The organism is Kytococcus sedentarius, from assembly GCF_041937525.1.
Classification (GTDB): Bacteria; Actinomycetota; Actinomycetes; order Actinomycetales; family Dermatophilaceae; genus Kytococcus; species Kytococcus sedentarius_A.
Genome location: NZ_CP169391.1, coordinates 1,526,983 through 1,548,332, shown reverse-complemented (window position 1 = coordinate 1,548,332; position 21,350 = coordinate 1,526,983). Strand labels below are relative to the sequence as shown.

The following is a 21,350-nucleotide window of genomic DNA, read 5'->3' as shown; positions in this document are numbered from 1 at the left end:
GTGGCCGCAGTCGACCCTGCCGCCCTGGCCGAGAGCGTCCTGGCGGGCAACCGTCGGGCCGTCGCGCGGGCCATCACGCTGGTGGAGTCGATGCGGTCCGACCGGCGGGAGCCTGCCCGGGAGCTCCTGCGCGGCATCGCCCACGCCACCGGTGGTGCGGTGCGCGTGGGGGTGTCGGGTGTGCCCGGGGCGGGGAAGTCGACCTTCATCGACGCCCTGGGGCGCCGGCTCATCGCGGCGGGGCACCGGGTGGGCGTGGTGGCCGTGGACCCGTCCAGCGCCCGCACCGGGGGCTCGATCCTGGGCGACCGCACCCGCATGGGGGAGCTCGCGGCGCTGGACGAGGCCTTCGTGCGGCCCAGCCCCAGCGGTGACCACCTCGGCGGGGTGGCCCGGGCAACGCGGGAGTCCATGCTGGTTCTCGAGGCCGCCGGGTACGACGTGATCGTGGTGGAGACCGTCGGGGTGGGCCAGTCCGAGGTGGCCGTGGCCGGCATGGTGGACACCTTCCTGCTGCTCGGCCTGGCCCGCAGCGGTGACCAGCTGCAGGGGATCAAGCGCGGCATCCTGGAGATGGCCGACGTGGTGGCCATCAACAAGGCCGATGGGGAGCACGCCCCCGAGGCGAGGGTTGCTGCCCGGGACCTGCGCCAGGCTCTGCACCTCATGCGGCCGCAGGACACCCCGAAGGTGCTCACCTGCTCCGCGCTCACCGGCGAGGGGCTCGACGAGGTGTGGGAGACGGTCACGTCCCACCGGCAGGAGCTGGTGGAGGCCGGGCGCCTGGAGGCCCGGCGGGCCGAACAGCAGCGCGAGTGGCTGTGGTCCATGGTCGATGCCGAGCTCCGCGCCGCCGCCCGCACCACCCCCACGGTGGCGCAGCACCGGGGTGACTGGGAGGCGGCCGTCTCCCGCGGTGACCTGGACGCCACCGAGGCCGCCGAGAAGGTTCTGCAGGCCCTCCGCTCGGACTGGCGCGACACCCCCTGAGGCCCTCACCCGGTGGTGCGGTGGCCCCGCACCAGGGTGCGTGCTGCCTCCTGCTGCCGAGCGATCGTCCGCTCGAGGTCCAGCCCCACCACGGCCCCGTCCTCGACCACCCACCGCCCGTCCACCATGACCCGGTCGGCGCGGTGCGCGCCGCACAGGACGAGTGAGGCCACGGCATCGTGGGAACCCGCGAACCGGAGCTCGTCACGGCGGAACATGGCCAGGTCGGCGCGCGCGCCCGGGCGGAGCACGCCGATGCCCTCCCAGCCCAGGACGGCCGCCGACCCGCGGGTGGCCCAATCCAGGGCCCGCCGCACCGGCACCTGCGACGGCCCCCCGGTCAGACGCTGCAGGTTCAGTGCGGCCCGGACCTCCTGCATGAGGTTGGAGGAGTCGTTCGAGGCGGAGCCGTCCACGCCGAGCCCGACCGGTGCTCCGGCCCTCTCCAGCTCCAGAACCCGGCAGATGCCCGAGCCCAGTCGCGTGTTGGAGCTGGGGCAGTGGGCCACCCCCGTGCCCGCCGCGCCGATGCGGGCGATCTCCCGGTCGTCGAGGTGGATGGCGTGGGCCAGCCAGGTCCGGGGGCTCAGTGCACCCACGGACTCGACGTGGTCCAGCGCCCCCCTGCCGAAGTGCTCGCGGCAGAAGGCGTCGTCCTCCCGGGTCTCCGCCAGGTGCAGGTGCAGACGGACGTCCAGCTCGTCGGCCAGCGCTGCCGAGTCCCGCAGGAGCTCACGCGACACCGTGGAGACGGTGCACGGGCCCAGTCCGATGCGGATCCGTGCGTCCTCCCCGCGCTCGTGGTGGCGGTCGACGACCCGGCGGGAGTCCTCGAGCACGGTGTCGGGGTCCTGGACGACGGACTGCGGCGGGGCGCCGCCATCGGCCTGGCCCCAGGACATCGACCCCCGGGTCAGCAGGGCCCGTGCACCCAGCCGGCGCACGACGTCCACCTCGACGTCGATCGCCTCCTCCAGGCCGTCGGTGAAGAGGTAGTGGTGGTCCGCGGCGGTGGTGCACCCGGAGAGCAGCAGCTCGGCGACGGCGACGGTGACCGCCGACTCGAGGAGGTCGGGCGTCAGGCGGGCCCACACCGGGTAGGAGCCCGCCAGCCACCCCGCGAGCCCCTCGTCGGCCACCGGACCCCAGGCCCTGGTGAGGGTCTGGAAGAAGTGGTGGTGGGCGTTCACCAGGCCGGGCAGGACCACCAGGTCGTCGGCCGCAAGGGTGGAGTCGTGGCGGGACGGCTGGTGCCCCGCGGGGACCAGCTCGGTGATGACGCCGCGTGCGGTGTCCACGACGAGCCCGCGGCGGGCGTCGGGCTCACCGGGATCGGCGGTGTGGATGCCCGCGGGGTCCTTGACCCAGAGCAGCGGTCCGGCGTCGGGAGGCACGACCATCTCCCCACTGTGGGGTCCGTGGTGCGTGGCGTCCAGCGCAGCGGCGCGGGAAGGCGGGCGAGGCGGGGGTGGTGGGTCGGTCTCAGGCCGCGCGCCAGTAGGCCAGCGCCGTGATCCGCTCCTTGGGGACCTGCACCTCCTGGCGCAGGAACCTGCTCAGGATCCGGCAGGCGGAGGCCTCGGGGGCCAGCCAGAACCAGTGCTGCGAGAGGTCCTCGCCGTTGTGCGCGCGTGCGGCCCAGTCGCCGGTGGTGTGCTCCACGAGGACCAGACCCAGGTTCCCCTCCGCCTCGGAGCCGCGCTCGATGCGGCGCACGTCGACGTCGGCCCGCTCCGTGACGGGGATCCGGGACTCGGAGGGCTCCTGCTCCTCCAGCCACACCGTGGCGGGGGTGTGCGGCATCGCGTCCAGGACGGTGCGGATGGCCGGGATGCTCGCGGCGTCACCCACCAGGTGCAGGTGCTCCACGGCGCCCTCGGGGACGGTGAACCGCGAGCCCTGCAGGGTGGCGTCGAGGACCTGCCCCGGCTGCGCTCCGGCCAGTGCCCGGGCGGCGGGCCCGTCGTGCACGTGGACGTCCATGCTGAAGGTGCCGTCGGGCTGGGGGTCGATCACCGTGTAGGCCCGCTGGTGGGGCTTGCCGTGGTCGTCGGTGAACCACAACCGGACCCACATCGTGGGGTGCCACTCGGTGGCAGCCAGCAGCTCCGGGCCGCGGGCGCGCACGCGGACGAACCGCTCGGTCACCGGCTGGACGTCGAGGACCTCCACCTGGAAGTCCTTGGCCCCGTACACCTTCAGGACCGCGCCCTGCCATCCCTTGCGCATCGTGCTCCTCGTCGGGTGATCGTGGCGCCCCGTGGCGGAGCTCTGCGCCACGCCCACGAGGCCTGTTGAGGCAAGGCTAACCTATGTGGCAGTGTGACCCGCCGTCGACGCACACGAGTGCTTCGTGACCTTGGCGAAAGGGCCCCATGTTCCTCACGTCCTCCACCCGCGACCAGTACCGCTGGACCATCCGGCAGGCCAGTGACCTGGTCGACCGGCACCTGGCCCGCACGGACCGCCCCGCCACCGGCGGGCGCGCAGCGCCGGTGGACGAGGTCGTGGCCAGGGTGGAGGCGGTGGACCTCGACACCCCCGCCGTGGGTGGCCTGGACCAGGTCCTCGCCGAGGTGGACGACCTGTTCCTGCGCGACTGCATCAACTTCACCGAGCCCCGGTACGTCGCGCACCTGAACTGCCCCGTCACGCTCAGCAGCCTCGCGGCCGACGTGGTGACCAGCGCCCTCAACCCCTCGGTCGACACCTGGGACCAGAGCGTCGGAGCCACCGCCATGGAGTGCCGGCTGGTCGAGTGGACCGCAGAACGCATCGGCTTCGTCGCCGGCGACGGGGTCTTCACCTCCGGCGGCACCATGAGCAACGTCCACGCCATGCTGCTGGCGCGCGGGGAGGCCCTGGCCCGGGGGCACGCGCTGGAGGACCTGCGCATCCTCACCAGCGGCCACAGTCACTTCAGCATCGTCAAGGCCGCCCGGCTGCTGGGCCTGGGCGCGGATGCCGTCGTCACCCTCCCGCTGACCGACCACCGCCTCGACGCCCGCGCGCTCGCCGACGTCGTCGACGAGGTGCGGGCCGCCGGACACGAGGTGATGGCCGTCGTGGCCACCGCGGGCACCACCGACCTGGGCGTCATCGACCCGCTGGCCGAGGTCGGCCGGGTCTGCCGCGAGGCGGGCGCCTGGTTCCACGTCGACGCCGCGTTCGGCGGGGGGCTGCTCGCCAGCCGCCGTCGCCGCGACTGGCTCGACGGCATCGAGCTGGCGGACTCGGTGACCGTCGACTTCCACAAGACCTTCTTCGTCCCCGTCAGCGCCAGTGCGGTGGTGGTCAGCGACCCGGAGACCCTGCGGCACGCCACGCACCACGCGGACTACCTGAACCCCGCCTGCGCCCGCGTGCCCAACCAGGTGGACAAGTCGCTGCAGACCACCCGCCGGTTCGACGCCCTCAAGCTGTGGATGAGCCTGCGCACCGACGGCGCCGATGCCCTGGGCGATGCCTTCGACAGCGCCATCGAGCATGCCCACGCCGTGGCCCGCGCGATGGACGCCGACCCCGACTTCGAGCTCGCGGCCGTGCCCGAGCTCTCCACCGTGGTGTTCCGGTACGCACCCCCGGGGCTCACGGACCAGCAGGTCGATGCGGTGAACCCCCGCATCCGCGAGGAGCTCTTCGCCGAGGGGGGAGCGATCGTGGCCGGCACCACCCTGGCCGGGCGGCCGTGGTTGAAGTTCACGATCCTCAACCCCGCCAGTGCGCCCGAGGTTCTCGCCGACGTGGTGGAGACCATCCGCGAGGTCGGCAGCCTCCTCGTGCCCGAGGGCGCGGGCGACCCCGGGGTCAGCACGCACGGCGGCTCCGCCGCCCACACCGCTCACGACGAGGTGGCTGTCTGATGCGCGACGTGCTGGTGATCGGCGCCGGTCCCTTCGGGGTGGGACTGGCAGCCCTGGCTGATGGGGTGCCCGAGCTCGACCTGCACGTGCTGGACGCCGCGGAGGAGTTCCGCTGGCACGGCGGGATGCTCATCGAGGGATCCACCCTGCAGGTGCCCTTCCTGGCCGACCTGGTGACCCTGGCCGACCCCACCAGCCGGTGGAGCTTCCTCAACCACCTCAAGACCACGGGACGGCTGTACCCCTTCTACATCCGTGAGGACTTCTACCCGCTGCGGGCCGAGTACGACGCCTACTGCCGCTGGGTGGCCGAGGGGGTGGGCACCGTCGAGTTCGGCCGTCGCGTCACCGAGGTGTCCTTCGACGCGGCCCGCGACGCGTTCACCATCGCCTCGGTGGCGAGCGCCACCGGCGATGACGTGCGCACCGATGAGGCCCGCCACCTGGTGCTCGCGGTGGGCACCACCCCGACGCTCCCCGCATCGGCCCGGGCGATCACCGAGCACCCGGCCCACGGCCACTCGGCCGGCTACCTCCAGCGCCGCGCGGCGATGGAGCAGGCACAGCAGGTGACCGTCGTCGGGTCGGGCCAGTCCGCGGCCGAGATCTTCCTGGACCAGCTCGAGCGCCTCGACCTGGGCCGGCAGCAGCTGGCGTGGATCACGCGCTCCCCGCGCTTCTTCCCGATGGAGTACACCAAGCTCACGCTGGAGATGACCTCCCCGGAGTACACGCGCTACTTCCACGGCCTCGATGCGGGACAGCGCGCCCTGACCGGGCGGGCCAACCTGCCGCTGTACAAGGGCATCTCCGGTGACCTCGTGAACGCGATCCACGAGGCGCTGTACCGGCGACGGGTGGAGCACGGTGCGGACCTGCCCGTCCAGCTGCTCACCCACTGCTCGCTGGAGTCCTCACGGCTCGAGGGGGACCGGGCGGTGCTCGACTGGCGCCATCTCGAGACCGGCACGTCCTTCACCACGTCCTCCGACGCCACGGTGCTCGCCACCGGCTACGGGGCGCAGGTGCCGGACTTCCTCGCCCCGGTGCGCGAACACATCAACTGGCTGCCGGACGGCCGCTACAACGTGGCCCTGGACTTCACCGTCGACGACGCCCGCCGCATCCACGTGATGAACGCCGAGGAGCACACGCACGGACTCTCGGCCCCCGACCTGGGCATGGGCCCGTGGCGGGCCGCGCAGGTGTTGAACGCCATCACCGGGCGCGAGGTGTACCCGGTCGAGCAGCAGGTGGCCTTCCAGACGTTCGGCGCACCCGAGGAGACGGCATGAGCACCCCCGTCGCGACCGTGCGGGCCACGGCACCCATCGAGTGGCAGCCGCTGACGGGCGAGGCCGTCGCCCGCTGGGCCCCGGTGCTCCGGGAATGGTTCGCCCACCCACGCTCGCACTTCTGGGGCGCCGCCGAGCACACCGTGGAGCAGGTGGCGGCCGACTACGCCGCGGTGGACGCCAGCGACCACCAGTGGGCCTGGCTCGGCCTGCTCGACGGTGAGCCGATGGTGCTGGCCGAGACCTACGACCCGCGCCGCCACCCGCTGGCCGCCCCCGCCCGTGAGGCCGGGCTGGACCTGGTCGAGGGCGACTGGGGCATGCACCTGCTGGTGGCGCCCCCGGCGACCGACGCGGCCGGTGAGCCGGTGCGGGTGCCGGGGCTCACCGCATCGGCCATGACCGGCGTGCTGCGCGACCTGTGCTTCGGCCACCACGGCGCGCGCCGCGTGGTGGTGGAGCCCGACGCGCGCAACGCGCGGATCCACGCGCTCAACGCCCGGGCCGGCTTCGACGTCGTGGGGCCGATCCGGTTCACGGACGACGGGCACCCCAAGCAGGCGCTGCTGTCCGTGCTCCACCGGGAGGGCTTCACACCGCTGGTGCCGGCCGAGGGCGCCCCGCCCGCCCCGGCGGACCCCGAGCCCGCCCCGCTCACGCCACCCCACCTGGCCCCGGGGCCGATGGGGTGGGCCCACCGCCACCTGGTGGCCAAGGCGCTCGCGGAGCTCGCGCACGAGCGCATCATCGAGCCGACCGACGCCGGCGACGGATGGTGGGCGGTCACCTCCGACGACGGCGCATCCACCTACCGCTACCGCGCCACGCGCCACGCCTTGGAGCACTGGGTGGTCGATGCGGGGAGCATCTCCGTGGAGTCCGCCACCGGGCCCGAGCCGGTGGATGCACAGCGGCTGGTCAGCCGGATCCGGGCCCGGGCCGGCATCCCGGACGCCCTGCTGGGCACCTACCTGGAGGAGGTGGCCGCCACCCTGGCCGGTGCGGCGTGGAAGCACGTGCACCGGCGGGTGCCGGCCGCCGACCTGGTGGGCGCCGGCTTCCAGACCCTGGAGGCCGCCATGACCGAGGGTCACCCCGCGTTCGTGGCCAACAACGGCCGCATCGGCTGGTCCCTCGCCGACCACGAGCGCTACGCCCCGGAGGCCGCGCAGCCGGTGGGGGTGGTGTGGCTGGGCGTCGCCCGCGATGCGGCGCACCTCTCGTTGGGCGCCGGGCGCACCGAGGAGGACCACTGGGCGGCGGAGCTCGATGCGGCCACGCGTCGCCGCTTCGAGCGCACCGTGCGGGCCGCCGGGCACGACCCGGCCGGGTACCTGTACCTGCCCGTGCACCCGTGGCAGTGGGAGCACAAGGTGGCGGTGACCTTCGCGCCCGAGGTGGCGCGCGGCGGCCTCGTCCCGCTGGGGGTGGCGGACCGTTACCAGGCGCAGCAGTCCATCCGGACCTTCGCCAATCTCGACCACCCCGAGCGGTGCTACGTGAAGACGGCCCTGTCGGTGCAGAACATGGGCTTCCTGCGAGGCCTCTCGCCGGCCTACATGCGGGCCACTCCGGCCATCAACGACTGGGTCCACGGACTCGTCACCGGCGACCGGGCGCTGTCCGCGGCGCCGGCCGAGGGCGGCTGCGGGTTCAGCGTGCTGCGGGAGCTGGCGGCCATCGGGTACACCGGCGACGTCTACCACCAGGCCGACATCACCGGCCCCGCGCCGGCGCAGCGCAAGATGCTGGCCGCCCTGTGGCGGGAGTCCCCGGTGCCCCGCCTGGCGCCCGGCGAGACCCTCGGCACCCTGGCCGCCGTGCTGCACACCGACCACGAGGGCAACCACCTGGCCAGCGCGATGGTGCGGGCCAGCGGCCTGGAGCCCGCCGTGTGGGTGCGTCGCCTGCTGCACGCCTACCTGCGCCCGGTGGTGCACTGCCTGACGGTGCACCGCCTGGCGTTCATGCCGCACACGGAGAACGTGATCATGGTCTGGCGGGACGCCGCGCCGGTGCGGGCGATCATGAAGGACATCGGGGAGGAGGTGGCCGTGTTCGCGGGGGAGCGTGCCGGGGGCGACCCGGCGTCGGTGCCCGAGGAGGCACGCCGCATCGTGGTCGACGTCCCGCCGTCCGAGGCCGCGCTCGCGGTGTTCACCGACGTGTACGACGGCGTGCTGCGCTTCCTGGCCGCCCGCCTGGAGGGTGACGGTCTGCTGACCGGGGACGAGTTCTGGGGCCTGGTGCGCCAGTGCGTCCAGGAGCACCGGGACGAGTTCCCCGGGGCGCACTGGGTGGACCTGCTGGCGCCCGAGTTCGCGCACTCCTGCCTGAACCGGCTGCAGCTGCGCAACACCCTGCAGATGGTGGACCTCACCGACCAGAGCGCCTCGCTGCTGTACTCCGGCACGCTGCGCAACCCGGCGGGGCGCACGGCATGAGGGGTGAGCTGCGTCGCGACGCCGCCGGCATCCCCTGGGTGCTGGCCGCCACCGAGCCCGACCTCCTGCACGCCCAGGGCTGGGTGACCGCGCGGGACCGCACCTGGCAGCTGGTCTCCGACCGCTGGCGCGCACACGGGGTGTGGGCCGATGCGGTGCGCGGCCTGCGCGTGGCCGGCACCGAGGTGGCCGATGCGGTGCACGACACCGCCGCCGAGTGGGACCGCTTCGCCGGGCGCATCGGCATCCGCGCCACCGCGGAGCGCTCGCTGGCCGCCCTGTCCGACCCCACCCGGGCGTGGGTGGAGGCGTACGCCGCCGGGGTCCGTGAGGGGCTGGAGAGGGTCGATGCGGCCGCCGTGCCGGAGCTCGCGGCGCTGGCCGAGCGCGGGGCGGGGGCGGCCGGTGCTGGCGTGGACCTCACCGGTCCTCCTGCCGTGCCGGACTGGCGGGCCTGGGATGCCGCGGACTGCCTGGCCGTGTTCTGGGTGCAGCAGGTGCTCTTCGGGGACTGGCCGCACCAGCTCTGGCGTCAGCATGTCACCGAGCAGCTCGGCGCCGAGTGGGTCGAGCGGTTGGCGGCGGACCCGTCAGCCCAGGCGTCGGGGAGCAACGCCATCGGCGTGGCCGGGGCGCGGGCCGCCGGTGGCGCCCCGTTGCTGGCCAGCGACCCGCACCGGTTGCTGGAAGCGCCGAACGTGTACCAGCAGGTGCGATTGACGCTCGCCCCCGGCGCCGAGGGCAGCGGTGGGACGGGGTACGACGTGGCCGGCCTGGCCTTCCCCGGCGTCCCGGGGGTGCAGCACCTGGGCCACACGGGCGAGGCGGCGTGGGTGATCACCAATGCAATGGCGCGCACGCAGGACCTGCTGCCCCTGCCCGCATCCGGCCCCGATGCTGACGCCACCGCCCTGTGGGGACGACCCGGTGAGCCCGGTGCCCGGCAGGTCCGGCAGGCGGCTGATCTGGTTCCCGGGCTGGGCTTCGAGGCCCTGCCGCTGCTCCTGCGCGCCCGCACGGCTGCCGATGCGACGCGGGCCTGGGACCACTGGGTGGAGCCGGCGAACTGCGTGGTCGTCGCGGACCGCCAGACCGTGCTGGAGGGGGTGGCCGGCCGCCCCCTGGACGTCGTCGATGCGGGGGAGGGGCCGTGGTCTGCCCACGAGCCCTGGCGCGAGGTCACGGGAACCGCCGTGCACGCCAACCACCGCCGCGACCAGACCCGCCGCTGGGGGCGCGCCTTCGCGCCCCCGCACCGGGCGCACCGCATCGAGGAGCTGCTGCGGGCCGGCTCGGGCCCGGACTGCCGGATCACCGCCGTCGACCTGGCGCGGGTGCAGCTGGACACTCGTTCCGGAGGGTTGGTGGCGCTCCTGGAGGCGACGGGGGTGAGGGCGGTCGACCACCCGGTGGCCCGGGTGCTGGCGGGCTTCGACGGTCACATGGACCCCGGATCGGCCACGGCCCTGCTGGCCTGGCGCTGGCGCACCGCGCTGGCCCGTCGGGTGGCAGACCTGCCGGAACTGGCCGCGCTGCACCGCGACTCGCAGGTCACGCAGGCGGCCCGGGCGGAGTTCCCCACCCTCTTCGAGCCGTGGCTCGACGTGGTGGCGCGGGTCGGGTTGGGCCTGGAGAGCCTGGCCGCCGCGCTGCCGGACCGCGTGGCGGCCTGCGCCCGTGAGGCGCTCGATGACGTGATGACGGCGGGTGCGGTGCCGGGCGTGACGGCCGCGGGCGACATGAGCCCCGACCACGTCTGGGGTGCCGAGCACCACGCCGGAGCACTGCACGCCCTGGGCTGGCCCGTTCCCCTCGGGCCGGTGGGAGGTGACGTGGACTGCGTCGCCGCCACCTCCAGCATCCCCGGACGGACGGCGGCCAGCGTGCGCGGTCCGGTGAGCCGGGCCGTCCTCGACCTCGCTGACCCGGCTGCCAGTCGGTGGGCCGTGCCGCTCGGCGCGTCCGGTGACCTGGGTGCGACCTCCGGGCGCAACCAGACCGAGGCGTGGCGCACCGGCGCACTGCTGCCGGTGTTCGAGGCCCACGAGCGCCCGGCCGGCGCCGAGGTGACGGCACCGCAGCTCACCTTCACCCCCGTGGACCCGGCCGTCGACGGCCCGGTCATCCACGCCTGGGCCACCCAGAACCGCGGCCGCTTCTGGGGCATGGCAGACCACACGGTGCAGGAGGTCGTGGAGATCTACGCGTGGCTCGACGCCAGCCCCCACCACCACGCCTGGATGGTCACGCACGCCGGACAGTCGGTCGCGCTGTGGCAGACCTACGACCCGGCCCACGACCCGGTGGGCGAGGCGTACCCGGTGCGCCGGGGGGACCTGGGGATGCACCTGATGATCGGGCCGTGCCGGCACGGCATCGCCGACCTGCCCGCCCTGGTGGGTGTCCAGGGTGCGCAGCGAGCGTTCGCCGACCCTTCGGTGCGCCGACTCGTGGCGGAGCCGGACGTGCGCAACAGGCCCGCCATCGCGCGCCTGCTGGAGGCCGGGTTCTCCCTCGGGGAGGTGACCGACCTGGGTCACAAGACCGCGCAGTTCGCCTTCCTGGAGCGGTCGGCCTTCACCGCCAGGTCCACACGATCAGCGCGGTGACCGCCAGCATGACCGCGGTCAGCACCCGGTAGTTCTTCCACAGCGGCACACCCTCCAGGGCCGCGGACTCCTCACCCCAGAACGACCTGCTCCAGGTGACGTCCTCGATCTCGTCGTAGTCCCGGGGCGTGGTCACCATCGTGACGCCGACCAGCACCAGCAGCGAGAGCACCACCGAGACGCCCGAGGCGTACAGGAACTGCAGGTCGACCATGCCCCCCACCTCGATGGTGAGGAAGCCGATCAGGCCCAGGGTCTGCATGACCACCAGCGTGGTCAGCGCGGCCACCGGGGTGATCCGCTTGACCAGGATGCCGGCCAGGAAGACCACCACCACCGGCGGCACCAGGTAGGACAGCACCGACTGCAGGTAGTTGTAGAGCGTGTCGAAGTTGGCGATGAACGGCGTCCACACGATGGCCACGATGAGCGCACCCACCGTCGCCCACCGGCCGATGACCACCAGCGAGCTGTTCGACGTCTTGGGCCGCAAGGTCTTCACGAAGTCCATCGTCACGATCGTGGAGGCCGAGTTCAGGATCGAGTCCACGGTCGAGGTGATGGCCGCGATCACCGCGGCGAGGATCAGCCCACGCACACCCACCGGCATCAGGTCGAACACCAGCGTCGGGAACACCTGGTCCGGGCTCTCCAGGTCCGGGTACAGCGACAGCGCCATCACGCCCGGGAAGATGAACAGGAACAGGAAGAGCAGCTTGATGAAGCCCGCCAGGAGCGCACCCCATCGGCCGTGCTCGATCGACTTGGCACCCATGGTGCGCTGCACGACCAGCTGGTTGGTGGTCCAGTAGTACATGCCCACCACCAGGGCGCCGGTGATGAGTCCCGGCCACGGCAGGTCGGGATTCGATGCGGGGAGGATGAGGCTCATCTTCTCGTCCCCGGCGGTCTGCGTGACGGCGTCCCAGCTCTCCACCGCGCGGAAGGTCGCGAAGGCCACCAGCGCCCCACCGATGAGGGTGATGGTCGCCTGGATGGAGTCGGAGATCATCACCGCGCCCAGACCACCGAACACCGTGTAGACCGCAGCCAGGGTGGCCAGCACCGCCACCGCCACCCACAGGGGCACGTCCGGGTACAGCGTCTGCACCACCACGGCGCCGGCGAACAGTGCGGCCGCCATGTCGATGAACATGTTCGCGAACAGGTTGAACCCGGCGAAGGCCATGCGGGAGCGTCGGTCGAAGCGCTTCTCCAGGAACTCCGGCAGGGTGAACGCCGAGGACTTCAGGTAGAACGGCAGGATCACGAAGATGAAGACCGCCAGCACCACGGTCGAGATCCACTCGTACGCGTAGATCGAGATGCCCTGGTCGTAGGCACCACCGGCCAGGCCCACGAAGGTGGCGCCCGACATGTTGGTGGCCACCAGCGACAGGCCCACGAACGGCCAGATGAAGTTGCGGCCACCCAGGAAGTAGTTCTCCGCGGCGTCGCCCTCCTTGCCCTCCGCGGCCTGGGCCTTTCCGGCCTTCTTCTGCATCCGGGAGTTCAGCACCAGCGGCAGCACCCGGGACAGCACGAGGTAAGCGACGATCACCGTGATGTCGATGGGGCCGACGGTGAAGTCGGGGGTCGAGTCCGCCGCCAGAACCGGCGCCGTGTGCAGGGTGCTCATCGGATGCCCTCCTTGGCCACGAGCACCGAGCACGGGGAGCGTCGGGCCAGGCGGGTGGCGGGGCGCTCACCGATCAGCGCGCGCAGGAGCCGGCTGTCGGCCTGGTCGCCGATGATGATGAGGTCCACCCCGAGCTCGTCGGCCAGACCGAGCACGTGGCTGGCGGTGTCGCCGGCGCGCAGGTGCGTCTGCACCTCGGTGACCCCGAGCTCGTCGAGGCGCGTCACCTCATCGGCCATGGCGGCCCGGGCCTCCTCGGCGCGACGCCGGCGTTGGTCGGGGTTCACGGCCATGGGCGTGGTGCGGGTGGACTCCAGGGCCACGTAGAGCAGGTGGACCGTGGCACCGCGGTGGACGGCCAGGTCGACCACGTACTCACGGGCCACGTGGTGGCCGGGGGCGGCATCGAGAACGAACAGCAGGCTGCTGACGGGGCCCATGGATCCTCCTGTGTGTGACCCTGGCCACTGTAGGGGCTCAGTCGCCCTGCGGCAGCCCCAGAGTCTCCACCTCGGCCAGCACCGGGTGGTCGTGGTCGTCACCGTGCACCTCACCGGTCCACCAGCTGGCCCGCAGGTCCGTGCCGTCCACGCGCAGGACGGCGATGTTGTTGGTGAACCAGGGGCCCGCCAGGTCGTCCCACCGCCAGGGCTGGGCCGGCACCTGGCCCGAGCGCCCGGCCATGGCCCCCAAGGGGATCGCCAGGCCGTGCGCCATGGCGGCGGTGGCCAGTCGCATGATGCGGGGCAGCGGGTTGCGGATGGGGCTGCACACCAGCTGGAGGACCTGCATCGAGGGGGCGTCACCCTGCGCCGCACGCTCCACGTGGCCACCGGTGAGGGTCTCGTCGTCCACCAGCGATGCGGGGTCCACCCGGGTGACGTAGGAGTGGTGGACGTCGCCGGAGAGGAAGACCACCGATGCGGGGGACGGTCCCCGTTCGCCACGGGCGAGCTCGCCCACCATCGAGCACACCTGCAGGAAGGAGGAGTGGAAGGCCGCCCAGTGCTCCAGGTCCACGGTCTTGCGCAGCCACTCGCCGACCGCCGCGGCGGGCCTGCCGAGGGCGCCGTCGCAGACCGCCTCGTTCCAGGCCTCCAGGTGGTGCAGGCCGCGGGGGAGCAGGAAGGGCAGGGAGGTGCCGATGATGATCTGGTCGATCCCGTCGGACCCCTGCAGCTGGTCGGAGACCCAGTGCATCTCCGCCTCGTCCAGCATGGCGCGCTGCCCCCGCCCCATGACGCGGGCGGCACGGGAGTCCACCACCACGAGCCGGGTGGATCCCAGGTCGCGCGCGTAGGACCAGCGGTAGGTGTCGGGGTGCTGGTCCACGCGGGCGGCGAAGTCGTCCAGCAGGTCGGTGACGTCGGGGTGCTCGTCGGTCCGCCCGCGGGAGACGACCTCGCGCCAGATCTCGTCCTGCGCGCGCTCGGCCACCGAGAGGTTCCCCAGGTGCTGGTAGACCCAGTACGAGCCGAGGGCGGCGACGATGCGCTGGTGCCACCAGTCGGTCTGCTCCATCTCGGAGCGCCAGACGGCCGAGGTGTTCCAGTCGTCGCGGACGTCGTGGTCGTCGAAGATCATCAGGGTGGGCAGCGTGGCCAGCAGCCAGCGCATCCACGGTTCGCTCCACGCCAGCCAGTACAGGTGGGCGTACTCCTCGTAGTCGGCCAGCTCCTCCCCGGGGCCCTGCTCGAGGGAGCGGCGGGAGGCGATGAACTCCTGCATCGCGTCGCTGGTGGCGTCGGCGTAGACCTGGTCGCCGAGCAGCAGCATCAGCTCGGGCAGGGCGGGTGCGCCGGGCTGCCCGGTGGCGTGGGCGATGCCGAAGGTGCGCAGCGCATCCACCCCGTGCGTGGCGTGGCCGTCGGCGTCGTGGGGCACGGAGGTGCGACAGGAGCCGAAGCCCATGTCCACCGGGGAGCCGGGGGTGAGGGTGCGGATGCGGCACCCGGGCCGGTCGTCCCCGGGCTCGGGCCAGACCACCTGGTCGTCCAGGAGCACCTCGTACGGCGCGTCGGTCCCGGCGGGCAGCCCGGTCAGCTCCACGAGGGCGTAGTGGTGCCCGTGGGCGGAGAAGGTGGCGGCCTCGGCGGACCGGCCCTCCTGCGGGCCGGGACCCGTCAGGCGCACCGTGACCCGGGCGGGTCCGTCGGTCTCCACCCAGACCGCGGCGGAGTCGTGGTCCACGTGGCGCAGCAGGGGCCCGATGACGATCGAGGACGACATGCCCCCAGTGTCGCAGCGTCGATCGGGTGCACGCGTGCCAGAGTGGCAGGACACCGAGACCCGGGAGAACCATGAGCACCTCCATCAGCTGGGCGTCCGCAGGGGGCGAGTCACGCGCGGGACGCGGGGTGCCGGTGCAGCAGGCGGAGGCGGGCCCGCCCGTCATCGAGGTGGAGGGCCTGGTGAAGACCTTCGGCCGGCACCGGGCGCTGGACGGGCTGGACCTGGAGGTCCGCGCAGGGGAGGTGCACGGCTTCCTGGGGCCGAACGGCTCGGGCAAGTCGACGACCATCCGCGTCCTGCTGGGCCTCATGCACGCCGATGCGGGGACCGCCCGCCTCTTCGGTGGCGACCCCTGGTCCGATGCGGTGGAGCTGCACCGCCGCCTGGCCTACGTGCCCGGCGACGTCACCCTGTGGCCGGGGCTCTCCGGTGGGCAGTGCATCGACGTGCTCGCCCGGGCGCACGGCTCCATCGACGAGAAGCGCCGGGCCGAGCTGGTCGAGCGCTTCGAGCTCGACACCGCCAAGCGGGCCCGTGACTACTCCAAGGGCAACCGGCAGAAGGTCAGCCTCGTGGCGGCACTGGCCTCCCGCTCGGAGCTGCTGGTGCTCGACGAGCCGACCAGCGGCCTGGACCCGCTCATGGAACAGGTCTTCCAGGACGTGGTCCGTGAACGCCGTGCCGAGGGCGCCACGGTGCTGCTCTCCAGCCACATCCTGTCGGAGGTCGAGGCGCTCGCGGACCGCGTCAGCATCATCCGTGCCGGCCGCACCGTCACCACCGGGTCGCTGGCCGACCTGCGGCAGCACACCTCGAGCCGGGTCCATGCGGTCACCGACTCCGAGCCGCGGGGGCTGGCGGTGGTGCCCGGCGTGACCGAGCTGGTCGTCGAGCCCGCAGCGGACGACCCCTCCCGCACGGAGGTGCGCCTCCACGCCGCCCCGGAGGCGGTCGGGGAGGCGGTCGGCCGGCTCCACGATGCGGGGTTGCGCAGCCTCACGGTGACTCCGCCGAGCCTGGACGACCTCTTCCTCGAGGAGTACCGCGGGGAGCAGCGGCGATGACGGCCGGCCTGGGCACCATGCTGGGCATCCAGTGGCGCACCGGGTGGAAGGTGCTGGTCGCCTGGGTGCTCGGCATCGCCGCGATGATGGTGACGACCGTCGGGTCGCTGAGGGGGCTGTACCCGGAGCCGGCCGACCTCGAGCGCTACGCGGCCACCCTGTCCGGCGGGGCCCTGTACATGCTCAACGGCAGGGTGGAGGGCACGAACACCCTCGGCGGGGCCACGAGCAATGAGTTCGCCCTCTTCGCCGCGTTCGCGGTGCCGCTCATGGCCCTGGCGCTGATGTCCCGCTTCACCCGCAAGGACGAGGAGGCCGGGCGGCTCGAGCTGCTGCTGGCCGCTGGCGTTGTTCGCCGGGGCGGTCGCCCTGCTGGTGGCCGGGGCGCTCGGGCTGCACGCGCGGCGCGATCTGGACGCTGCCCTCATCCGCCCCCGCCCGGCCCGCAGCCGTGCCTCGGGGTGGCTGCGCTCCCCGGTGGGCCTGGCCGTCCACGAGCACCGGGGCGCCCTCATCGGATGGTCGCTCGGTGCGGCGGTGCTGCTGGGCGTCTACGGGTCGTTGAGCCAGACCGTCATCGACGCCTTCGAGGCCGACCCCTCCCTGCAGGTCTTCCTCGGCCCCGGCGGTGGCGACAGCATCCTGGCCGCCACCCTGGGCATGTTCGCGATGATGCTGGCCATGCTGAGCGCCGCGGCCGGCATCGCGATGTGCGGCTCCCTGGCCCGGTACGAGGTGCAGGGCCTGCTGGAGACGCAGCTCTCGGCGCCGCGCTCGCGGTGGGCCTGGCTGGGTGTCCAGGCGGGTGTGGTGCTGGTCGGCTGGGCCGTGGTGCACCTCGTGGGCGCGCTCGCGCTTGCGGCCACCACATCGGCATCGATGGGGGAGCGCCGGTGGTTCGGTGACGCGCTCGAGGCCTGCGCCGTGTACGCGGTGCCCTCGCTGCTGATGGTGGCGCTCGCGGTGGCGCTGTTCGGCGCGGCCCCGCGGTGGCGGGCGCTTGCCTGGGTGGTGTTCGGGGTCTCGGCCGTGCTGGCCTACCTGGGGCCGGGGCTGCAGCTGTCCGAGCGCCTGCTGGACCTGGTGCCCTTCTCCGCGGTGGGCAACCCGCCGCTGGAGGACCCGGTGTGGACCGGCATCGGGGTGCAGCTGGCGCTGGCCGTGGTGCTGCTGGTGGTCGGCTTCGTGGGCCTGCGCCGGCGCGACGTCCCGCGTGGGTGACGCCCCGCTAGCGTGACCGCATGATCACCGCCGTGCACACCCTCATCTACTCCGACGACGCGGAGGCCGCCCGCGCCTTCCTCAAGGACGTGCTGCGGTGGCCCTTCGTGGCCGAGGGGTCGGATGAGGGAGCGGTGGGCGCCGACGGAGCGGCGGGCCCGGGTGAGGACTCCGGTTCGGCCGACCCCGCCGACTGGCTGATCTTCGGCACCGGCCCCAGCGAGCTGGGCGTCCACCCCACCCGCAGCGGCGACTGGACCGGCCCGCGGCAGCACCAGATCTCGCTGATGTGTGACGACCTGGAGGCGACCATGACCGAGCTGCAGGGGCGCGGGGCGACCTTCTCGTCGGGGCCCACGGACATGGGCTTCGGCATCGGGGCCATGCTCGAGGTGCCCGGCGCGGACGACCTGATGCTGTACGAGCCCCGGCACCCGGTGGCCCACCAGCTCTGAGCGGTACTGCCAGACTGGGGCCATGCCGAGCTACCGGATCCTGGCCGAGGTGATGGCGGTCAAGGGGGAGACAGAGCCGACGCAGGTGCTGGACATCGCGCGGGAGGTGGTCTCGCGCACGCACCTGGTGGAGAAGGTCTCGCTGGACATGCCGCGCGGCGTCCCCGTGGTCACCGTGCGCTGCGTGGTGCCGGAGTCCAACGACGATGCCGAGGACCACGAGGCCTTCGACCTCGCCCAGCGCTACCTGGTGGCCATGAGCGAGTTCGTGGACGTGCGCCGGGTGGAGGTGCGCCGCCGCGTCAAGGGGCGTTTCGAGCCGATCAACCGGCCCCGCCCGCGGGAGCGCGACGCATGAGCAGCCACCCGGACCCGGAGCGCACCCCCGACCCCAACCCCTTCGCCGCGTACGCCCAACGGCACCGGTCGGTGCAGCACGCGCGCACCGTGGCCGAGCTGCACCAGCCGCTGCGCCGTGCCGGGCTGGCCGAGACCACTCGTGCGCTGGCGGCGCCGGTGCTGACCACCCTCCTCGGCGCCGCGTTCGGGGCCGCGGTGGTGGCCGGCGTCCTGTGGGGTGGGGGCCGCCTCGACGAGGGCGAGGCCGACGCCTGGTACGCCTGGACCCTCGGGGTGGTGACTGGGGCGCTGCTGGCCGGTACCGGCACCTTCCCGGGCATCCGCCGGGCCATGAGCGGGCGGCACCTGCACCCCATCGGCCTGTTCGGTGCGTGGTTGGCGGCGGCGGTGGGGTGGACGGCGCTGTCCGTGCTGGCGGGGGTGGTCGTGGCTGTGGTCGCGGAGGCCGACCGGGGGCTCACGGACTGGGCCCTCATCGCGCTGCTGCTCCTCGCGCACACGCTGTGGTGCACCCTCGGCCCGTGGCTCATGACCCGCACCTGGGGCTGGTCGACCGGGGTCATCGTGCTGCTGGCACTGCTGTGGGCCGCGTCGTTCGTGCTCGTCGTCATGGGGGTGGTGTCGGCGCTCCTGGGTGATGCCGGCTGGTGGGTCCGGCCGCTGGCCGCCTCCCCGCTGCTGACGCTGCCCGGTCTGCTCTGGCTGGCGCACCGGGACATGGGACACGTGGCCGCGTTCTCGCCCGAGGAGAGGGCCCACGTCCGGGGGCGGTGAACGCAGGACACGGGGCCGGTGGGGAGACGCACCTGCTGTGATCTGGTTCACCAGCGGGAGTACGCTCGCACCATGAAGATCGCGTTCCTGGGACTCGGAAACATGGGCGGCCCGATGGCTGCCAACCTCGTCAAGGCCGGCCACGAGGTCATCGGCTTCGACCCGGTGCCGGAGGCCCGGCAGGCCGCGGAGGGGCACGGCATCTCCACCGTGGAGACCGGTCCGCAGGCCGTCGCCGACGCCGAGGTGGTCATCACGATGCTGCCGAGCGGCCCCATCGTGCTGTCGGTCTACGAGGAGATCATCCCCGCGGCGAAGGGCCAGGACGTCCTGTTCATCGACTCCTCCACCATCGATGTGGAGTCCGCCCGCAAGGCGGCCGACATGGTGCGCGATGCGGGGCACTCCAGCATCGACGCCCCCGTCTCCGGCGGCGTGGTCGGCTCCGAGGCCGGCACCCTGACCTTCATGGTCGGCGGCACCGACCAGGCCTTCGAGCGCGCCGAGCCGCTGCTGGAGGTCATGGGACGCAAGATCGTGCACTGCGGCGATGCGGGCAACGGCCAGGCCGCCAAGATCTGCAACAACATGCTGCTGGGTGTGCAGATGATCGCCGTCTCCGAGGCCTTCGTGCTGGGCGAGAAGCTGGGGCTGGACCCGCAGGCCTTCTTCGACGTGGCCTCCACCAGCTCCGGCCGCTGCTGGGCGCTCGACACCAACTGCCCCGTGCCCGGCCCGGTGGAGGGTTCTCCGGCCAACCGCGACTTCTCCGGCGGTTTCGCCTCCGGCCTGATGCTGAAGGACCTCAAGCTGGCCCAGGACGCCTCCGAGCTGGCCGGTGTGGACACCGCCTTCGGCCGGGCGGCCCGCGACGCCTACGAGCGCTTCGCGGAGATCGACGGTCCGAAGCGCGACTTCTCCGCCGTCATCACCGCCATCCGGGACAACTCGCTGAACGACTGACGCGTCGGGCCTGCGGCACCGGTGCGGTCGAATACCGCACCGGTGCTGAGTTCGGGTGTCCCCACGCCGCGAGCTCCGCACCGGTGCTGAGTTCGGGTGTCCCCACGCCGCGAGCTCCGCACCGGTGCTGAGTTGAGGTGTCACCCCTCCGCGAGATCCGCACCGGTGCTGAAGTGGACTGGCGAGATCCGGGCCGGTGCGGATCTCGTGCCGGCGGGGGACACCCGGTGACCGGGTCCCCTTCTATCGTGTGCGGGTGAGTCACACCCCGGATGCCTGGAACCAGCCGCCGCAGGACCCCCACCAGCCGCCGCGCGACCCGTATGCCCCGATCGGGCAGCCCCAAGGGCAGCCGCAGTACGGCCAGTACGCCCCGCAGGGGCAGCCTCCGCAGGGTGGTCAGTACGGCCCGCCGCAGCAGCAGTGGCAGTCGCAGTACGGCCCGCCGCCGCACGCCTACCCCCCGCCGGCGCCCGTGTCGTCGGTGCGTCCGAACGCGGAGTTCCACGAGCTGACCCGGGGCCCGCGCTGGTCGTGGTGGCGACCGCTTGCGGCCCTGGGTCTCTGGATCCCGGTCGGCCTGCTGGTCATGCTCGTGATGGTGGTGACCCTGGTCATCCCGATGGTCGCCTACCCGGACCAGATGGACATCTTCGAGCCCGGCGGCGGGGGCGAGACGCCCACCATGCAGCCGCTGACCTTCCTGGGCATGAACCTGGGACTGGCGGTGTTGATCCCCGCATCGATCGCCGTCCTCGCGCTGGCCTACTGGATGCGCCCGGGGTTCGCGTCCTCGGTGGCCGGTCGCTTCCGGTGGGGCTGGGCGCTTCGCTGCCTGCTGGTGCTCACACCGTGGTGGGTGGCCTTCCTGCTGGGCCTCTCGGCGCTCATGGGTGAGAAGTTCGAGATCAACATGCACCCCCACTTCTGGTGGATGCTGGCGATCGTCCTGGTGACCACCCCGCTGCAGGCCGCCGGTGAGGAGTACCTGTTCCGCGGGTTCGTGATGCAGTGGTTCGGCAGCTGGATCCCGTGGCGGTGGATCTCGCTGGCCGTGGCCACCCTCACCACCACGGCCCTGTTCGCCCTGGCGCACGGGTCCCTGGACCCCTGGGTGCTCGCGGACCTGGGCATCTTCGCCATCCTCGCCGTCGCCATGACGGTGCGCACTGGTGGCCTCGAGGCCGCGGTGGTCATGCACGCGGTGAACAACGTGGTCATCATGGTGATCTCGCTGATCTTCGGCGGCTTCGAGGACGGCTTCGTGAGCTCGGACACCACCTCCGAGCCGATGGCCGTCGTGGTGAGCCTGGCCCTCATGGGGGTGGCCTACCTGCTCATCGAGTGGCAGTGGCGCCGTTCGGGCCTGAGCAACCGCACCGCATCGGCCGAGGAGCTCAGCGCGCCCCGCCGCTGAGCAGGCCCCGCTGGCCGGGGCGCA

17 protein-coding genes are annotated in these 21,350 nt (G+C 72.9%); 12 read left to right on the top strand and 5 right to left on the bottom strand.

Annotated elements, in window-relative coordinates; all coding sequences use genetic code 11:
* Positions 1 to 990 carry a methylmalonyl Co-A mutase-associated GTPase MeaB gene (gene meaB, locus ACEY2A_RS07160; protein ID WP_374927913.1) on the top strand — a complete coding sequence of 330 codons (990 nt, stop codon included), beginning with the start codon at positions 1 to 3 and terminating at the stop codon, positions 988 to 990.
* A 5-nt stretch (positions 991 to 995) separates the two neighbouring features.
* On the opposite strand, the gene ACEY2A_RS07155 is transcribed toward meaB, so the two are convergent.
* Positions 996 to 2,390, bottom strand: coding sequence for an 8-oxoguanine deaminase (locus ACEY2A_RS07155; protein WP_374927912.1), 1,395 nt, complete (start codon positions 2,388 to 2,390; stop codon positions 996 to 998).
* Positions 2,391 to 2,472: 82 nt separating this feature from the next.
* Positions 2,473 to 3,219: a siderophore-interacting protein gene (locus ACEY2A_RS07150; protein ID WP_374927911.1), complete on the bottom strand. Its 747-nt coding sequence runs from the start codon at positions 3,217 to 3,219 to the stop codon at positions 2,473 to 2,475.
* Positions 3,220 to 3,365: 146 nt separating this feature from the next.
* Between ACEY2A_RS07150 and ACEY2A_RS07145 the strand changes: the two genes are divergently transcribed.
* The 4 genes from ACEY2A_RS07145 to ACEY2A_RS07130 are packed head-to-tail and all read left to right on the top strand — an operon-like array spanning position 3,366 to position 11,201.
* Positions 3,366 to 4,853, top strand: a complete 1,488-nt coding sequence (locus ACEY2A_RS07145) for a pyridoxal phosphate-dependent decarboxylase family protein (protein ID WP_374927910.1) — start codon at positions 3,366 to 3,368, stop codon at positions 4,851 to 4,853.
* On the top strand, positions 4,853 to 6,148 hold the full coding sequence (locus tag ACEY2A_RS07140; protein WP_374927909.1) for a lysine N(6)-hydroxylase/L-ornithine N(5)-oxygenase family protein: 1,296 nt from the start codon (positions 4,853 to 4,855) through the stop codon (positions 6,146 to 6,148). Before ACEY2A_RS07145 ends, ACEY2A_RS07140 begins: the two co-directional genes overlap by 1 nt.
* A complete protein-coding gene (locus ACEY2A_RS07135) occupies positions 6,145 to 8,592 on the top strand; it encodes a GNAT family N-acetyltransferase (RefSeq protein ID WP_374927908.1) in 2,448 nt (815 codons plus the stop codon). Before ACEY2A_RS07140 ends, ACEY2A_RS07135 begins: the two co-directional genes overlap by 4 nt.
* Entirely contained in the window at positions 8,589 to 11,201 is a 2,613-nt protein-coding gene (locus ACEY2A_RS07130) for a GNAT family N-acetyltransferase (RefSeq protein WP_374927907.1), read from the top strand. Before ACEY2A_RS07135 ends, ACEY2A_RS07130 begins: the two co-directional genes overlap by 4 nt.
* Here the strand turns inward: ACEY2A_RS07130 and ACEY2A_RS07125 are convergent.
* From ACEY2A_RS07125 to ACEY2A_RS07115, 3 genes are read right to left on the bottom strand one after another with little or no spacing between them, the layout of a single operon-like run.
* Positions 11,170 to 12,840 carry a sodium/solute symporter gene (locus ACEY2A_RS07125; RefSeq protein WP_374927906.1) on the bottom strand — a complete coding sequence of 557 codons (1,671 nt, stop codon included), beginning with the start codon at positions 12,838 to 12,840 and terminating at the stop codon, positions 11,170 to 11,172. The genes ACEY2A_RS07130 and ACEY2A_RS07125 overlap by 32 nt on opposite strands.
* A complete protein-coding gene (locus ACEY2A_RS07120) occupies positions 12,837 to 13,280 on the bottom strand; it encodes a universal stress protein (RefSeq protein WP_374927905.1) in 444 nt (147 codons plus the stop codon). Before ACEY2A_RS07120 ends, ACEY2A_RS07125 begins: the two co-directional genes overlap by 4 nt.
* Positions 13,281 to 13,317: 37 nt before the next feature.
* The gene (locus ACEY2A_RS07115) at positions 13,318 to 15,069 is read right to left on the bottom strand and encodes an alkaline phosphatase D family protein (RefSeq protein ID WP_374927904.1); all 1,752 of its coding nucleotides are present in this window, start codon (positions 15,067 to 15,069) and stop codon (positions 13,318 to 13,320) included.
* 71 nt (positions 15,070 to 15,140) lie between these two features.
* Between ACEY2A_RS07115 and ACEY2A_RS07110 the strand changes: the two genes are divergently transcribed.
* The 7 genes from ACEY2A_RS07110 to ACEY2A_RS07080 all read left to right on the top strand — a co-directional run bounded on the left by ACEY2A_RS07110 (position 15,141) and on the right by ACEY2A_RS07080 (position 21,326).
* On the top strand, positions 15,141 to 16,136 hold the full coding sequence (locus tag ACEY2A_RS07110) for an ATP-binding cassette domain-containing protein (RefSeq protein WP_374927903.1): 996 nt from the start codon (positions 15,141 to 15,143) through the stop codon (positions 16,134 to 16,136).
* A 348-nt stretch (positions 16,137 to 16,484) separates the two neighbouring features.
* Complete coding sequence (locus ACEY2A_RS07105) at positions 16,485 to 17,357, top strand: hypothetical protein (RefSeq protein ID WP_374927902.1); 873 nt, start codon at positions 16,485 to 16,487, stop codon at positions 17,355 to 17,357.
* 20 nt (positions 17,358 to 17,377) lie between these two features.
* Positions 17,378 to 17,812 (top strand): VOC family protein, encoded by a 435-nt coding sequence (locus ACEY2A_RS07100; protein WP_374927901.1) that lies wholly within the window; start codon positions 17,378 to 17,380, stop codon positions 17,810 to 17,812.
* Positions 17,813 to 17,834: 22 nt separating this feature from the next.
* The gene (locus ACEY2A_RS07095) at positions 17,835 to 18,170 is read left to right on the top strand and encodes a hypothetical protein (protein ID WP_374927900.1); all 336 of its coding nucleotides are present in this window, start codon (positions 17,835 to 17,837) and stop codon (positions 18,168 to 18,170) included.
* On the top strand, positions 18,167 to 18,946 hold the full coding sequence (locus ACEY2A_RS07090; protein ID WP_374927899.1) for a hypothetical protein: 780 nt from the start codon (positions 18,167 to 18,169) through the stop codon (positions 18,944 to 18,946). Before ACEY2A_RS07095 ends, ACEY2A_RS07090 begins: the two co-directional genes overlap by 4 nt.
* A gap of 72 nt (positions 18,947 to 19,018) precedes the next feature.
* A complete protein-coding gene (gene mmsB, locus ACEY2A_RS07085; RefSeq protein WP_374927898.1) occupies positions 19,019 to 19,909 on the top strand; it encodes a 3-hydroxyisobutyrate dehydrogenase in 891 nt (296 codons plus the stop codon).
* A 256-nt stretch (positions 19,910 to 20,165) separates the two neighbouring features.
* Positions 20,166 to 21,326: a lysostaphin resistance A-like protein gene (locus ACEY2A_RS07080; protein ID WP_374927897.1), complete on the top strand. Its 1,161-nt coding sequence runs from the start codon at positions 20,166 to 20,168 to the stop codon at positions 21,324 to 21,326.
* Positions 21,327 to 21,350: the final 24 nt, after the last annotated feature.